Raw genomic sequence first — 15,929 nt, 5'->3', positions numbered from 1 at the left:
GCGGCCGGGACGCCGCGCGCCCTCCTCCCGGGTGGCCGGTCCGACGAGCCGCGGGAGGCTGAGGGTGTCGAGCACAGCCGAGCAGGAGGAAGCACCGCGTACGACGGGCCGGGCGGCGGCGGGCGGACCGGCGCCGCGGGACGAACCGGACGCACCACCCGTATGGCCGGGTGCGCCGATGCCACTGGGGGCCCGCTTCCGGATCGGCCCGGACGGGGTGGCGGGCACCAACTTCGCCCTGTGGGCCGGTGGGGCGGAGGCCGTCGAGCTCTGTCTCTTCGACGAGCGCGGCAGCGAGACCCGGCTCCCGCTGACCGAGCTCACCCATGAGATCTGGCACGGCTTCGTCCCCGGCGTCCGCGCCGGACAGCGGTACGGCTACCGGGTGCACGGCCGCTGGGACCCCTGGACGGGCGCCCGCTGGAACCCGGCGAAGCTGCTCCTCGACCCGTACGCGCGCGCGGTGGACGGTTCGTTCACCCTGCCGCCCGAGGTGTACGGCCATGTGAGGGACTGGCCGCAGCAGCACGTCGCCGACACCGTGCGCGACGACCGCGACTCGGCGCCGTTCGTGCCCAAGGGCGTCGTCGTCCACGACGACGACGACTGGGTGGAGGACCGCAGGCCCAAGACCCCCTGGGCGGACTCGGTCATCTACGAGCTGCACGTACGCGGCTTCACCAAGCTCCACCCGGACATTCCGCCGGAGCTCCGGGGCACCTACGCGGGCCTCGCCCACCCGGCCGCGATCGGTCACCTCCAGCGGCTCGGCGTGACGGCCGTGGAGCTGCTCCCCGTCCACCAGTTCGCCCACGAGGACCATCTGCTGCGGCGCGGACTGCACAACTACTGGGGCTACAACTCGATCGGCTACTTCGCCCCGCACGCCGGCTACGCGGCGAGCGGCACGGCGGGCGGCCAGGTCGGCGAGTTCAAGAAGATGGTGCACGCCCTGCACGACGCCGGGATCGAGGTGATCCTCGACGTGGTCTACAACCACACCGCGGAGGCCGGCGAGCTGGGTCCGATGCTGTCCCTGCGCGGCATCGACAACCGCGGCTACTACCGCCTCCAGGGGGACGCCCGCCGTTACGCGGACTACACGGGCTGCGGCAACACCCTGCACGTGGTGCAGCCGCAGGTCCTGCGGCTGATCACGGACTCCCTGCGCTACTGGGTGACGGAGATGGGTGTCGACGGCTTCCGCTTCGACCTGGCGGCGGCGCTGGCCCGCTCGATGCACGACGTCGACATGCTCTCCCCGTTCCTCGCGGTGATCGCCCAGGACCCGGTGCTGCGCCGCGTCAAGCTGATCGCCGAGCCCTGGGACGTCGGCAACGGGGGCTACCAGGTGGGCGCCTTCCCCCCGCTGTGGACGGAGTGGAACGACCGCTACCGGGACGCCGTACGGGACTTCTGGCGCGGAGCGCTGCCCGACGTACGGGACATCGGCTACCGGCTCACCGGATCGAGCGACCTGTACGCCTGGGGCGGCAGACGCCCGTACGCCTCGGTCAACTTCGTCACCGCGCACGACGGTTTCACCCTGCGCGACCTCGTCAGCTACCAGAGCAAGCACAACGAGGCCAACGGCGAGGGCAACCGCGACGGCACGAACGACAACCGCGCCTGGAACTGCGGTGCCGAGGGGGAGAGCGACGACCCGGACGTCAACGCCCTGCGCCGCCGGCAGCTGCGCAACCTGCTCACCACCCTGCTCCTGTCCACCGGTGTGCCGATGCTCGTGGCGGGCGACGAGATGGGCCGCACCCAGGGCGGCAACAACAACGCCTACTGCCAGGACAACGAGGTGAGCTGGCTGGACTGGTCGCTGCTGGAGCAGCCCGAGTGGCGGGAGCTCACCGAGCTGACGTCCCGGGTCCTGGCCCTGCGCCACCAGCACCCGGTGCTGCGCCGCCGCGCGTTCTTCTCCGGGACGCCGCAGGCCCCTGACGGGCTGCGGGACCTCGCGTGGTTCACCGCGCAGGGCGCGGAGATGACGGAGGGCGACTGGTACGCGCCGGCCGCGACGCTCGGCCTCTACCTCTCCGGGCGCGACATCCCGGGCCGGGACGCCCGGGGCGGCCAGATCACCGACGACAGCTTCCTGGCGGTCCTGCACGCCGGGCACGCCCCGTGCGCGTTCCATCTGCCCGGCCCGCCCTGGGCCGCGTCGTACGAACTGGTCCTGGACACCTCCCGGGAGGACCAGTCCGCGGCCCCCGGCAGGATCCACCGGGGCGGCACGACGCTGACGGTGCCGGGGAGGTCGGTGCTGCTGCTGCGGGTGGCCGGGTGACGGGCGGGTCAGCCGAGGATGCCGCGTTCGTAGGCGACTGCGACGGCCGCGGCGCGGTCCTTGGCCCCCAGCTTCGCGAAGACGTGGGTGAGGTGGGTCTTCACGGTCGCCTCGCTGATGAACAGCTCCGCGGCGATCTCGCGGTTCGACGTCCCCCTGGCGACGAGGGCGAGCACCTCCCGCTCGCGCCCGGACAGCGACTCGCCGCCGGGCGCCGCGGAGGGGGTGCGCACGCGCGAGACGAGCCGGGAGGCGACGGCGGGCGAGAGCACCGTACGGCCGTCGGCGGCGGCGCGGACGGCCGTGAAGAGCTCGTCGCGGGGCGCGTCCTTGAGCAGGTAGCCGGTCGCGCCCGCCTCGATCGCGGGAAGGGTGTCGGAGTCGGTGTCGTACGTGGTGAGGACCAGCACCCTGGACCGGGCGCCGAGCCGGGCCAGCTCGGCGATGGCCGCCACTCCCCCGCCGCCCGGCATCCTGAGGTCCATCAGCACGACGTCGGGGTCCAGCCGGGTGGCGAGCTCGACCGCGGCCACCCCGTCGGCGGCCTCACCGAGCACGTCGAAGCCGGGGGCCGAGGCGAACATGCCGCGCAGGCCGTCGCGTACGACCGGGTGGTCGTCGACGACGAGGAGGGTGATGACGCGTGCGGTGCCCGTGGCCTCAGTCATGTCGTCCCACCGTACTGTCCGTCATCCCCGGTGGACCAGCGGGACCCTGGCGCAGACGGCGGTGCCCAGCCCCGGTTCGGACTCCACCGTGACCGTGCCCGCGATCCGTTCGGCGCGCGACCGCATCCCGCCGAGGCCGAATCCTCCCGAGCCGCCGTAGGGCGGGAGGGCCGCCGGGTCGAAGCCGCGGCCGTCGTCGCGCACGTCCAGGGTGATCTCGTCCCCCATGTAGGAGAGTGTGACGCCGACCCGTGAGGCCCCGGCGTGCCGGGCGGCGTTGGCCAGGGACTCCTCCGCGATGCGGAGCAGGGTGGCGCCGACCTCGTCGTGGAGCGGCTCGACGGTCCCCGTGACGGTGAGACCGGCCCGCACCCGGGTGCGTTCGGTCCATCCGGCGACCGTCTTCGTGAGTGCCCCGGGCAGGTCGTCGTGCTCCAGCGCCGCGGGCACCAGGTTGTGAACGGAGCGGCGGGCCTCGCCGAGGCTGTGCCTGGCGAGGCCCGCTGCACGGCCGAGGTGCTCACGGGCCAGGACGGGGTCTCCGGTGGAGGTGGCGGCCTGGAGCTGGGCGATGATGCCGGTCAGCCCCTGTGCGAGGGTGTCGTGGATCTCGGCGGCCAGCCGGCGCCGCTCGTCGGCCACCCCGGCCTCCCGTGCCTGGAGCAGGAGCTGGGCGTGCAGGACGGCGTTCTCGGCGAGAGCCTGTTCCAGCCGGGTGTTGGTCCGCTCCAGTTCGCCGATGGTCTCGGCCTGGCGAAGCGCCTTCTCGGCCTCCCGGGCGCCGAGGTTGCCGAAGAGGAGCACGAGGGAGGCGTGCAGGACGAACAGCGCGCCGAAGGCCGCCCAGTTGATGGGGGAGACCGGAGGCATGCCGCCGCCGGACTGCGAGCCGGCCATCGTGACGGCGGTGCAGAGCAGTCCGGCCCGGACGAGGCGTTTGGGCAGCAGGGCGTCCGCGTCGAAGTAGCCGACGACGGCGTAGACGGAGAAGAACGGGTTGCACCAGCAGAGGGCGAAGGCCAGCGCGGTCCGCAGGACGTAGTAGACCCGTCCGGCCCGGGTGTGCTCCGCCGAGTGCCGGGTGCGGTCCCACCACAGGTGCAGGGCGGCGGCCGCGGAGACCAGCACCCCGGCGGCGTACAGGTCCGCCTCCGTCATCCCGATGGGACGGGCGGACAGGGCCGTCATGAGGACGGCGAGGGCGAGGAGCGCGTACGGCCCGTGCCGGCGGAACTGCTCCCAGCGCTGCTCGATCGTCGTACCGCCGCTCGTCATGTCTCCCCCGTCGCGCATGGGCCCAGTGTCCCCGGCGGCCGTGCCCGGGTCACTCCCAGCGGAAGAGCCGGGTGGCGGCCGCCCCCAGTGCCGCGGTCCACACCGCCATCACCAACAGGTGTGCCCAGTCGGGCCAGTTGCCCGAGGCCGCCTGGTCCAGGGCCTGGGAGGCGGCGCCGAACGGGGTCGCCTCGACGATCCGGCGGAGCAGGCCGGGCATGGTCTGGACGGGGACCCAGACGCCCGCGGTGAACATCATCACGAGGTACGCCACCGACCCGACGGCCGCCGAGGCCTTCGTCGTCCGCGACAGTGCGCAGATCGTGGCGCCGAGGGCGAGGACGCAGGCGACCGCGAGGAGCAGGGCCAGCAGGTAGCCGACGGGCTGCCCCGGCAGCCGTACGCCGAAGGCCATCCGTCCGACGGTCATGGCGAGCAGGGCGGAGCCGACGGACGCGGCTCCGTGCAGCGCGATCTGCGCGGTCAGCAGGGCGGAGGGGCGTACCGGCGTGGCGGACATCCGGCGCAGGATGCCGCGTTCGCGGTAGCCGGTGAGGACCGGCGGCATGGCCTGCAGACCGGCCATGATCATGCCGAGCAGGACGGCCACCGGTACGTACAGGTCGATGACGCTCCGGCCGCCGAGGGCCGCGTCGTCCTCCCGGAAGGAGGGGATGAGGCCGAGGATCGTCAGCAGGACCGTCGGGAAGGCCAGGATCCAGAAGAGGCTCCCCGGCTCCCGCAGGAAGAGGCGCGTCTCCGTCCTGAGGACGGCGGCGAGCGGGCTGTTCGCTCCCGTGGTGCGCGCGGTGCTCGTGGCTGTGGTCATGTCCGGGCGTCCTGCTCCGTGAGGTCGAGGAAGGCGTCGTCCAGGCTGGTCTCCAGGACGCGCAGGTGGCGGGCGGTGACGCGGTGCCGGGCCAGCAGCGAGATGACGGCGTTGGCGGTGTCGTCGGTGCCGTGGACGAGGACCCGGCCGTCGGACTCCGCGACGGAGACGGACGCGGCACCGGGCAGTCCGGCGAGTTCGGCCGCGGGGAGGGGTTCCGACGGGGTGAAGGAGATGACGGTGGAGCCCGCGGTCCGGTCGATCAGGCCGGCGGGGGTGTCGAGCGCGACCAGCCGGCCCTTGTCGATCACCGCGACCCGGTCGCAGAGCCGCTGGGCCTCCTCCATGAAGTGGGTGACCAGCAGGACGGTCACCCCGCTGTCCCGGATCTCCTCGATGAGCTGCCAGGTGTCCCTGCGGGCCCGGGGGTCGAGGCCGGTGGTGAGTTCGTCGAGCACGACCACCCGCGGGTTCCCGATGAGGGCGAGGGCGATGAACAGCCGCTGCTTCTGGCCTCCGGACAGCTTGGCGAAGCGGCGGTCGAGGTGGCTGTCCAGCCCGAGCCGTTCGGCGAGCGAACGCCAGTCGGCGGGGTGCGGGTAGAAGGCGCTGTAGAGCCGGAGCGCCTCGCCCACGGTGAGTTTGGGCTGCAGTTCGCTCTCCTGGAGCTGCGCGCCGAGGAGGAGGGTCACCCGGTCCCGGTCGGTGGCGGGGTCGAGTCCGGCGACCCGGACGGTACCGGCGTCGGGGATCCTCAGCCCTTCGACGCATTCGACCGTGGTGGTCTTCCCCGCTCCGTTGGGCCCCAGGATCCCGAAGATCTCCCCCTCCTCCACGGAGAAGCCGACTCCGTCGACCGCGACCCGCCCCGCGTACGCCTTGCGTACCCCGTCCACTTCGATGATCGGCATGCCCCCAGCATTCCGGCGGGCGGAGCGGCGCGGCATCCGCCGTACCGCCAGGACCGGCATCGGCCGATCGGTTGATGCGGCGCTCCGATCGGGGGATGCGGCGGGGGGGGCGGGGCCGGAACGGCCGGAAAACCAGGTGAGCGATGTCAGTGGTGAACCATAGGCTCGCTCCTGATGCCCGAAAAACCTGCAGAGCACACGGACCGGTCCGCCGTGCGCTCACTCATGCGTCTGTGGCCCTATGTCCGTCCGGTGCGGATGCGCTGGTTCGGCGCCGCCTTCGTGGCGGTCCTGGCGTCCTGTCTCGGCCTGGTGATCCCCCTCGTCCTGAAGTGGATGGTGGACGGTCCCGTCGCGGACCGGGATCCGGGCGGGGTGTGGCTGGGCGCGCTGTACCTGCTGCTGCTCGGCATCGCGGAGGCAGGGCTCTTCGGGCTCCGGCGGTGGCTCGTGGCACGGCCGCTGGCGGGGGTGGAGGCGTCGATGCGCGCCGATCTCTACCGGCATCTGCAGCGGCTCCCGGTGGCCTTCCACGACCGCTGGCCCTCGGGGCAGCTGCTCTCGCGCGGGACCACCGACCTGATGCTGATGCGGATGTTCCTGGCTTTCCCGCTGACGTTCCTGCTGGTCAACGGCACGACGATCCTCGTCGGTTTCTTCATTCTGTTCGCGCAGGACTGGTCGCTCGGTCTGGTGCTCCTGGCTCCCGCGGTGCCCCTGGTGGTCCTGTGCTCGGTCTTCGAGACGAAGTACTCGGTGGTGGCGCGCACGGCGCAGGACCAGGTCGGGGATCTGACCACGGTCGTCGAGGAGAGCGTGCTGGGCATCCGCATCGTGAAGGGGTTCGGCCGGCACCGCAGCCAGGCCCGGGCCTTCCGCGCGCTCGCGCAGCGGCTGCGCGGCACGGAGCTGGGCAAGGCCCGGCTCCTCGCCGGGATCTGGGCGCTCATCACGGCCATCCCCGAGCTGGCCATCGGTGCCGCGCTGGTGCTGGGCACGGTCCAGGTGGCGGACGGCGAGCTGTCGGCGGGCACGCTCGTCGCGTTCCTGTCGACGGCGCTCGCGCTGCGCTGGCCGGTCGAGTCGATCGGCTTCCTCCTGGCCATGAGCCAGGAGTCGGCGACCGCGGCCGACCGGTACTTCGAGGTCATGGACGTGGCGGAGGAGCTGGACGCGCACACCTCCGCCGGCGAACCCGGTGAGGGGGGCGGGCCCGGGGACGCTCCGGGCATCGTCTTCGACGGGGTCGAGTTCCGCTATCCCGACGCCGATCCCGGCTCCGAACCCGTCCTGGCCCGGATCGATCTGCGGGTCCGTCCGGGCGAGACGATGGCCCTGGTGGGGGCCACCGGGTCCGGGAAGACGACGCTCACGGCGCTCGTCCCCCGGCTGCACGAGGTCACCGGGGGCCGGATCCTGCTGGACGGCGAGGACATCGCGGCCATGGAGCGGGCCCGGCTGCGCGAGCTGGTGTCGGTGGCCTTCGAGGAACCGACGCTCTTCTCGGCGACCGTCGGGGAGAACGTGCTGATGGGCGCGGAGGGGGCGGGCGAGCAGGAGTTGCGCCGGGCCCTGTCCGTCGCACAGGCCGGCTTCGTGGACGACCTGCCCCACGGCATCGGGACGGAGGTCGGCGAGCAGGGCCTGAGTCTCTCCGGCGGCCAGCGCCAGCGCCTCGCGCTGGCGCGTGCCGTGGTCGGCGAGCCCCGCTTCCTGGTGCTCGACGACCCGCTGTCCGCCCTGGACGTGCACACGGAGGCACTGGTGGAGGCGGCGTTGCGGCGGGTGCTGGAGAGGACGACGGCCGTGGTCGTGGCGCACCGGCCGTCCACGGTGATGCTGGCGGACCGGGTGGCGCTGCTGTCCGGGGGCCGGATCAGTGCGGTCGGCACCCATCAGGAACTGCTGCGCACCAATGCCGAGTACGCCTGGCTGATGTCCGGGGCCGAGGACGGTTCCCGGGTGCTCGCCGGCGAGGAGGGAAGCACCCGATGACGACGACCACCACCGACGGCCCCGCCCTCGCCGACGAGGACCCGAAGGGGACACAACCGCAGGGCGCACCCCACGGGGACCCCTTCGACCAGGACGACCTGCCCACACCGCGGGGTGCGACCCGGGCGCTGCTGGTCTCGCTGCTCGGCCCGCTGCGGGCCAGGGTGGTCGTGGCCTCCCTCGTGCTGCTCGTCCAGCAGGTCGCCGTGCAGGCGGGGCCGCTGCTGGTCGCGTACGCCATCGACAGCGGCGTGCCCGCGTTCCGGGACCACGACTACGGGCCGCTGATCGCCGTGGGCGTGGGGTACGCGGTGTGCTCGGTCGGCGCTGGGGTGCTGCAGTACGCGTTCATCCGGGCCGCCGCGCGGATCAACCAGGACGTGCTGCTCGATCTCCGCGGCCGGATCTTCCGTCATGCGCAGGCGCTCAGCGTGGACTTCCACGAGCGCTACACCTCGGGCCGCCTGATCTCACGCTCGACCACGGACGTGGAGTCGCTGCGGGAGCTGCTGAGCGAGGGGCTGCAGGAGCTCATCGGGGTGGTCCTGTCGTTCGTGTCGATCTCCCTCATGCTGCTGTGGCTGGACCTCGGCATCGGTGCGATCGCGGTGGCCTCCTTCCTCCCGCTGTACCTGCTGGTGCGGCTGTACCGGAGCCGGGCGTCCCAGACCTACTCGGCCCGTTCCTCGGCCATCGCCGGGGTCATCGTGAAGTTCGCGGAGACGATGAACGGGATCCGGCCCGTGCAGGCCTTCCGCAGGGAGCGGGCCAACGACGCCGACTTCGCGGTGCTCAACCGCCGTCACGAGCTGCGGAACGGGGACGCGCTGCTGGAGATGGCCCGCTATGTCGTCGGCTCCCGGCTGGTCGCCAACACGGCGGTGGCCGCGATGGTGCTGTGGGGCGCGTACCGGGTGGCGTCGGGGACGCTCGCGCTCGGTGTGCTCGCCGCCGCGGTGCTGTACCTGCGCCGGCTGTACGACCCGATCGACCGGCTCGCGATGTTCCTCAACTCCTACCAGTCGGCGGCCGCCTCGCTGGAGAAGATCGCGGGCCTGCTCGCGCAGACCCCCGCCGTTCCCGAGCCCGCGGCTCCGAAGGAGCTGCCCGCCCCGGCCTGCGACCGGCCGGGCCGCGAGGTGGCCTTCGACGGGGTGCGGTTCGCCTACCGGACGGGTGGCGAGGTCCTGCCGCGCTTCGACCTGACGATCCCGGTGGGACAGACCGTGGCCGTGGTCGGTTCCACGGGTGCGGGCAAGTCGACGCTCGCCAAGCTGCTGGCGCGCTTCTACGATCCCACGGAGGGCCGGGTGCTGCTGGACGGCACCGACCTGCGGGATCTGGCGACCGCGGAGCTCCGGCGCGGCGTGGTGATGGTGACCCAGGAGGCGTTCCTGTTCTCGGGGACGATCTCCGAGAACATCGCGATCGGCCGCCCGGACGCGACGCCCGAGGAGATCGAGCAGGCGGCCGCGGCCATCGGTGCGCACGACTTCATCAGCGCCCTGCCCGACGGGTACGCCACGGATGTCCGCAAGCGGGGCGGCAGGATCTCCGCCGGGCAGCGGCAACTGGTGGCGTTCGCACGCGCGTTGCTCGCGGATCCCGCGGTGCTGATCCTGGACGAGGCGACGAGCTCGCTGGACGTTCCCGGTGAGCGGGCGGTGCAGCGGGCCATGGACACCGTCCTGCACGGGCGCACGGCGGTGGTCATCGCCCACCGGCTGTCGACGGTGGAGATCGCGGACCGGGTGCTCGTGATGGAGCACGGCCGGATCGTGGAGGACGGCACTCCGGCCGGACTCATCGGTGGCGAGGGCCGCTTCGCGGGGCTGCACCGGGCGTGGCGGGAGAGCCTGGCCTGAGGCCCTCCGGCGGCACGGCCGCCGGCCGGCGAGGGCTCCCCGCACGCCGCGGGGAGCCCTTTCCGTGGGGCGGGCGGGGAGCCCGGCCGACAGGAGTGGTGGGCGGGCGCGGGCGGGCCCGAGGGCTCGGGGCCGCGCCCCGGGCGGGGCGGGACGGACGGCTCCTGACAGCGCCGGCCTCGAAGGACTGCGCGGAACTGGCCACAGTTCCATGCTGTCTCAGCACGTGGTCATCGTCCGTTTCCTGATTTGTTGTTCGAACGTGCCCAATTCGAACGAAATCTCAACCCACCCTGGGAATTCCGGCCTCCGGCCTCCCCGGGAGCACTCCGGGTCACAGAGATGACACGCGGCGAAACGTCCGCTTAACGAACATGACCATTCCGGCAACGGACGAATTCCAGCCATTGTGTTGACGCGGTCCTGACATGCCCACGGTTGGGCTGGCACTCTTCCCCCGTTCTGCGCACCGCTTGCTCTGCCCGGACGGCTCACCCAGGCCGGCCCGTCACCCCCCTCGCAGAAGGAGTCCGCGTGAGATCCACGCCCAGCCGTCGTGCCACCGCGACAGGCGCTCTGATAGCCACCGCAGCCCTCCTCGCCGTCGGCGTACAGACCGGCGGCGCGACCGCCGCTCCCGCCACCGGCTCCAGCGCGGCCCCGGCCGCCGCCGCCAAGGGCGCCGACCCCGGCTCCCTGCCCGCGCAGCTCTCCCCCTCCCAGCGCGCGGAGCTCATCCGCAAGGCCGACTCCACCAAGGCGGCCACCGCCCAGGAGCTCGGCCTCGGCGCCACGGAGAAGCTCGTCGTCCGCGATGTCGTCAAGGACGTCGACGGCACCACGCACACCCGCTACGAGCGCACGCTCGGCGGCCTCCCCGTCCTCGGCGGCGACCTGGTCGTGGCCGAGACCAAGGCCGGGAAGACCGAGAGCGTCACCAAGGCGTCCAAGGCGACCGGCGCGCAGCTGAAGGCCGTCGGCACCACCGCGGACATCACGGCCGCCGCCGCCGAGAAGCAGGCCCTGGGCGCGGCGAAGGCCGAGGGGTCGAAGAAGACCGAGGCGAGCAAGGCCCCGCGCAAGGTCGTCTGGACGGCGAGCGGCACCCCGCAGCTCGCGTACGAGACCGTGGTCGGCGGCCTGCAGCACGACGGCACCCCGAACGAGCTGCACGTCGTCACCGACGCCTCGTCGGGCGCCAAGCTCTACGAGTGGCAGGCCATCGAGACCGGTACCGGCAACACGATGTACAACGGCCAGGTCACGCTCGGCACGTCGGGCTCGTACAACCTGACCGACACGGCACGCGGCAGCCACAAGACGTACAACCTGAACCGCGGAACGTCGGGCACCGGGACGCTGTTCTCCGGCACGGACGACATCTGGGGCAACGGCTTGCCGTCGAACCTGGAGACCGCGGGCGCCGACGCCCACTACGGTGCGGCCGAGACCTGGGACTACTACAAGAACATCCACGGCCGCAGCGGCATCCGGGGTGACGGTGTCGGCGCGTACTCCCGCGTCCACTACGGCAACAACTACGTCAACGCCTTCTGGTCCGACAGCTGCTTCTGCATGACGTACGGGGACGGCACCGGCAACGCCAAGCCGCTGACCTCCCTCGACGTGGCGGCCCACGAGATGACGCACGGCGTCACCTCCAACACCGCCGGCCTGGTCTACAGCGGTGAGTCCGGCGGCCTCAACGAGGCGACCAGCGACATCTTCGCCGCGGCCGTCGAGTTCTACTCCAACACCGCCGAGGACCCGGGCGACTACCTCATCGGCGAGAAGATCGACATCAACGGCGACGGCACCCCGCTGCGCTACATGGACAAGCCGAGCAAGGACGGCGCGTCCAAGGACTCGTGGTACTCGGGCATCGGTTCGGTCGACGTCCACTACTCCTCGGGCCCGGCGAACCACTGGTTCTACCTGATCTCCGAGGGCAGCGGAGCCAAGACCGTCAACGGTGTCGCGTACAACTCCTCGACCTCCGACGGCCTCCCGGTGACGGGCATCGGCCGCGACAAGGCCGCGCAGATCTGGTTCAAGGCGCTCACCACCAAGTTCACCTCGACGACGAACTACGCCGCGGCCCGCACCGGCACCCTCGCCGTGGCCGGTGAGCTGTACGGCACCACGAGCGCCGAGTACACCGCGGTAGCCAACGCCTGGGCCGGCATCAACGTCGGCACGCGCCCCGGTGGCGGCGACCCCGACCCGGGCGGCTCGGTCTTCCAGAACACGACCGTCAAGGCACTCGCCGACCGCAGCACCACCAACATCCCGGTGGTCGTCACCGGCGTCACCGGCAACGCCCCCAGCGACCTCTCGGTCGCGGTCAACATCAGCCACACCTACCGCGGTGACCTCGTGCTCGACCTGGTCGCCCCGGACGGGACGGCGTACCGGCTGAAGAACTCCTCGTCGAGCGACTCCGCGGACAACGTGGTGGCGACCTACACGGTCAACGCCTCGTCCGAGGTGGCCAACGGCACGTGGAACCTGAGGATCCAGGACGCCTACACGGGCGACACCGGCACCTTCAACAGCGTCAAGCTCACCTTCTGAGCGCCCGCCGAGGGCACTGAGCAGGCAGTGCCGCAGAACAGGCACTGACGCGTCGTGGCGGAACGGCCCGGGATCTCCCTCCCGGGCCGTTCCCGTGCGTCGGGCCGGTTGTTCCCGATGGTCGGGCCGGGCCGTTCCCGTGTGTCAGGCCGGGTTGTTCGCGTGCGTCAGGGTCTCCCAGGCCACGAACAGGTTGTCCGAGCCGGCGGGCCGCTGCTGCTCGGTGAGGGCCTGGGTGTTCGTCATCGCGTAACCCATGCGGTGGTGCAGGGCGTTGAAGCCCACCTCGGTGACCGGGCCGAGGCGGTCCTTGAGCGAGCCGCCGCACAGCGAGGACGGAACCGCCGCACCCAGCTGGTACTTGGCGTGCAGACCCAGCGCGTGGCGGAGACGGTCGGCGACCTCCGGGTAGAGGTCCTGGCCCTGGATGCGGCTGGTCTCGGCGATGTGGGAGATGGCCGACAGCCCGTAACCGGTGTGGGTGAGGTCGCGGCAGGTCTCCTGGGACAGCCCGTCCATGAAGGTCGACTGGCCCTGCCAGTACGTGACGATCTTGTCGCGGGTGTCGAGACCGCTGCCGGGGGCGGCCTTCGGCAGGGCGCCGTCGGCGGTCACGTAGATGTACGCGGGAACGCGCCCGCGGAACTTCGCGACGGCCTTGTCGTACGCGGCCCGGTCCTCCAGGAAGACCGCGATGCCGAGGGCGGCCTCGGTCATGGACAGTTCCCAGTTGCCGTTGCTGTGCGAGCCGTTGGTGACCTCGGGGAGGTACACGGAGCGCAGCATCGTGCCGAAGCGGCCGGAGTTCGGCCAGCTGCTGTAGGTGTACTTGATGATCTCGGCGGCCCGCGGCCAGGAGGAGCCGGCCCAGCCTGTCTGCAGCGGCGCGTTGCTGTTGGTGTGGTCCGTGATCACGCCGGACCAGGCGTCCATGATCTGGATGGCCTTCTGGGCGTAGCGGCTGTCCTGGCTGATGTACCAGGCCAGCGAGAGCGTGTACGCCGCGATCGCGTCCTCGCGCTCGTCGGTGCAGCCGTTGTTGGGGTTGGAGTAGGAGCCGCACTCGACGACGGCGCGGGGCTTGGCGGTCCGGCCGAGCGAGGCGTACTTGCTCGCCAGCATCTGGTCGTACGCCCCCTTCCAGGGCTGGGCGCCCGCCTGCACCTTCGCCCGGACGAAGTCGAGCTGGGGGCGGCTGACCAGCACGCCGGGGTGGGTGAACGCCGCGGGCGCGGCGGCCCGCTCGGGCGCCGCCCGCCGGGCGTCGGGCCCGCCGGCCGCGGCCGGGGCCATGAGGGCCGTGGTGATCAGTGCGGACAGGGCGGCGGCGAGGCCGAGAACGCGCGCGATGGTGCCGGTACGCATGTGGGGGTGCCTTCCGGTGGGAGTGGTCCAGGCGTTCCGGACGACCCGTGATTCACGCATATGAACAACGAGCCGAAGTGTGAACCCTGTGATGAGTGAGGAACGTAAAGCCATCTCATGGACACGTCAAGAGAGCGCGTTCGGGGAAGCCCGGACAGCGGGAGCGGGCCGGGTCAGCCCGTGATGTTCTGCTCGGCCCAGACGACCTTGCCGGTCGCCGTACGGCACGAACCCCACCTGCGGCACAGCAGGTTGATCAGCTGCAGACCGCGGCCGCCCTCGTCGCTCACGTCCGCGTGCTGGATCTGCGGGAGGTCGGGCCCGGTGTCCGCGACCTCCACCCGCAGCCGGTCGTCGCACAGCAGCCGGAGCCGGCCCGGCCCGCCGCCGTACCGCAGGGCGTTGCCGACCAGTTCACTGACGACCAGCTCGGTCACGTCGGCGAGTTCGGAGAGGTTCCACCGCTCGAGCTGCGCGGTGACCAGCTTCCGGGCCGTGGAGGCGGGGTTCCCCTCCGTCGGCAGGTCCCACACCTGCAGCCTGACCTCCGGGGACAGCGCACGGCCCCCGGCGACCAGGAGCACCGCCTCGTCGAACCGGCCGTCGTCCGACTTCGGCGAGGTCAGCAGACCGCCGTCGTCGAGCTGCTCGGGCGTCATCGCGGACACCGTCCGGCGCAGCCCCTCCAGCTGGACGTCCACGTCCTCGACGCGCGTCTTGATCAGGCCGTCGGTGTAGAGGACCAGCCGGCTGCCCACCGGACCGCGCAGCCTCAGCGGGTCGTACGGGATGACCCCGGCGCCCAGCGGCGCCCCGACCGGCACGTCGACGAACCGGGCCGCACCGTCGCCGTCCACCAGCAGCGGCGGCGGGTGGCCCGCGCTCGCGATGGTGTAGCTGGAGTCCGCCGGGTCGTAGACCGCGCACAGGCAGGTGGCGACCTGGTCGTCCTCCAGGTCGCGGGTGGCCAGATCCAGCCGGGCGAGCACCCGGTCGGGCGCGATGTCCAGCGTCATGAGCGTGCGGGCCACGGTGCGCAGCCGGCCCATCGTGGCGGCGGCCGGCAGGCCGTGTCCGGTGACGTCGCCGACGACCAGGGCCGTACGCCCGCCCGGCAGCGCCACCACGTCGTACCAGTCGCCGCCCACCCCGTGGGCGTCGAAGGCCGGCACGTAATGGGCGTGCACCTGCAGGCCGGGGGTGTGCGGCGTGGCCCGCGGGAGCAGGCTGCGCTGCAGCGAGACGACGTGCTCGCGTTCGCGGCCGTAGAGCCGCGCGTTGTCCATGAAGACCGCGGCCATGGCGGCGAGCTGCCCGGCGAGCTCCACGTCGGAGCGGTTGAAGGGCGGGCTGTCGCCGGCCCGCACGAAGTCGGCGGAGCCCAGCAGGACACCGCGGGCGATCAGCGGCACGGCCATGTAGCTGTGGACGCCCTGGCGGCGCATCGCCGCGGCGGCGCTGTCCGTCGGCGCGACGCGCGTGTAGTCCTCGTCGGTCATCCGGCTGACCAGGACCGGCCGGCCCTTGCGCAGGCATTCGGTGATCAGCAGCGTCTCGCGGCGCTTGCGGCGGTCCACCACTTCGCCCACCGGGGAGGGTTCGAGCTCGGCCAGCGCGTCGATGGCGGTGACGGCCATGGCCCGGATCACGGGCACCGCCGCACCCGTGACGCGCTCGCCCTCCTCACCGAGCATGACGGACTCCAGCAGGTCGACGGCCGCGGCGTCCGCCAGACGCGGGACGCTGAAGTCGGCCAACTCCTGTGCTGTGCGCTCCAGATCGAGGCTCGTGCCGATCCGGGTGCTCGCCGCGTGGAGCCAGCGCAGCCGGGCGGCTGTCGTGAAACGGTCCGACCGCCGGGCGCCCACGGTCTCCGCGCGGCGGGGCTGCAGCAGCCGGGAGGTACCGCTCTGTGCGGCCAGCCGACGGGTCAGGCGTCTCGCAGGGCCTCCGCCGCCGTTCACCGTGCAGACCTCCACTCGCGCCCGGGGGACGCCTCGCTGTCACCTGGGTGGCTTCCGAACCACCCGGCACCGGCTGTCATGTTAGCCAGATCACGGTGAAATAACCCCTGCCGGTCCCCGGGGATCCCGGGGACCGGGCCGAGCCGGCAGCGGGCCCGGCGCCGCGTCGGACGCCGGGCCCGCC

10 protein-coding genes are annotated in these 15,929 nt (G+C 72.3%); 4 read left to right on the top strand and 6 right to left on the bottom strand.

Annotated features, from left to right (window positions below; all coding sequences use genetic code 11):
* The first annotated feature begins 64 nt into the window (after nucleotides 1-64).
* Complete coding sequence (gene glgX / locus OG927_RS23055) at nucleotides 65-2,299, top strand: glycogen debranching protein GlgX (protein WP_371612822.1); 2,235 nt, start codon at nucleotides 65-67, stop codon at nucleotides 2,297-2,299.
* Nucleotides 2,300-2,307: 8 nt separating this feature from the next.
* Here glgX and OG927_RS23050 read toward each other — a convergent pair whose 3' ends face one another.
* Genes OG927_RS23050 through OG927_RS23035 form a run of 4 tightly spaced genes read right to left on the bottom strand, consistent with a single transcriptional unit; the run spans nucleotide 2,308 to nucleotide 5,982 of the window.
* On the bottom strand, nucleotides 2,308-2,967 hold the full coding sequence (locus OG927_RS23050) for a response regulator (RefSeq protein ID WP_056794493.1): 660 nt from the start codon (nucleotides 2,965-2,967) through the stop codon (nucleotides 2,308-2,310).
* 21 nt (nucleotides 2,968-2,988) lie between these two features.
* Entirely contained in the window at nucleotides 2,989-4,260 is a 1,272-nt protein-coding gene (locus OG927_RS23045; protein ID WP_408058086.1) for a sensor histidine kinase, read from the bottom strand.
* 31 nt (nucleotides 4,261-4,291) lie between these two features.
* Entirely contained in the window at nucleotides 4,292-5,071 is a 780-nt protein-coding gene (locus OG927_RS23040) for an ABC transporter permease (RefSeq protein WP_056794488.1), read from the bottom strand.
* A complete protein-coding gene (locus OG927_RS23035; protein WP_056794486.1) occupies nucleotides 5,068-5,982 on the bottom strand; it encodes an ABC transporter ATP-binding protein in 915 nt (304 codons plus the stop codon). Before OG927_RS23035 ends, OG927_RS23040 begins: the two co-directional genes overlap by 4 nt.
* Before the next feature lie 174 nt (nucleotides 5,983-6,156).
* Between OG927_RS23035 and OG927_RS23030 the strand changes: the two genes are divergently transcribed.
* The 3 genes from OG927_RS23030 to OG927_RS23020 all read left to right on the top strand — a co-directional run bounded on the left by OG927_RS23030 (nucleotide 6,157) and on the right by OG927_RS23020 (nucleotide 12,416).
* Nucleotides 6,157-7,977, top strand: coding sequence for an ABC transporter ATP-binding protein (locus OG927_RS23030; protein ID WP_330320706.1), 1,821 nt, complete (start codon nucleotides 6,157-6,159; stop codon nucleotides 7,975-7,977).
* On the top strand, nucleotides 7,974-9,842 hold the full coding sequence (locus tag OG927_RS23025) for an ABC transporter ATP-binding protein (RefSeq protein ID WP_330320705.1): 1,869 nt from the start codon (nucleotides 7,974-7,976) through the stop codon (nucleotides 9,840-9,842). Before OG927_RS23030 ends, OG927_RS23025 begins: the two co-directional genes overlap by 4 nt.
* Before the next feature lie 534 nt (nucleotides 9,843-10,376).
* A complete protein-coding gene (locus OG927_RS23020) occupies nucleotides 10,377-12,416 on the top strand; it encodes a M4 family metallopeptidase (RefSeq protein ID WP_124281133.1) in 2,040 nt (679 codons plus the stop codon).
* A 144-nt stretch (nucleotides 12,417-12,560) separates the two neighbouring features.
* Here the strand turns inward: OG927_RS23020 and OG927_RS23015 are convergent, their stop codons facing one another.
* Nucleotides 12,561-13,781, bottom strand: coding sequence for an alginate lyase family protein (locus tag OG927_RS23015; protein WP_330320704.1), 1,221 nt, complete (start codon nucleotides 13,779-13,781; stop codon nucleotides 12,561-12,563).
* A 173-nt stretch (nucleotides 13,782-13,954) separates the two neighbouring features.
* A complete protein-coding gene (locus tag OG927_RS23010; RefSeq protein ID WP_330320703.1) occupies nucleotides 13,955-15,745 on the bottom strand; it encodes a SpoIIE family protein phosphatase in 1,791 nt (596 codons plus the stop codon).
* Nucleotides 15,746-15,929 lie beyond the last annotated feature (184 nt).

This window comes from Streptomyces clavifer, from assembly GCF_036345975.1.
GTDB lineage: Bacteria > Actinomycetota > Actinomycetes > Streptomycetales > Streptomycetaceae > Streptomyces > Streptomyces clavifer.
Note: the sequence above shows the minus strand (reverse complement) of the source record. Positions and strands in the feature narration are given on the sequence as shown.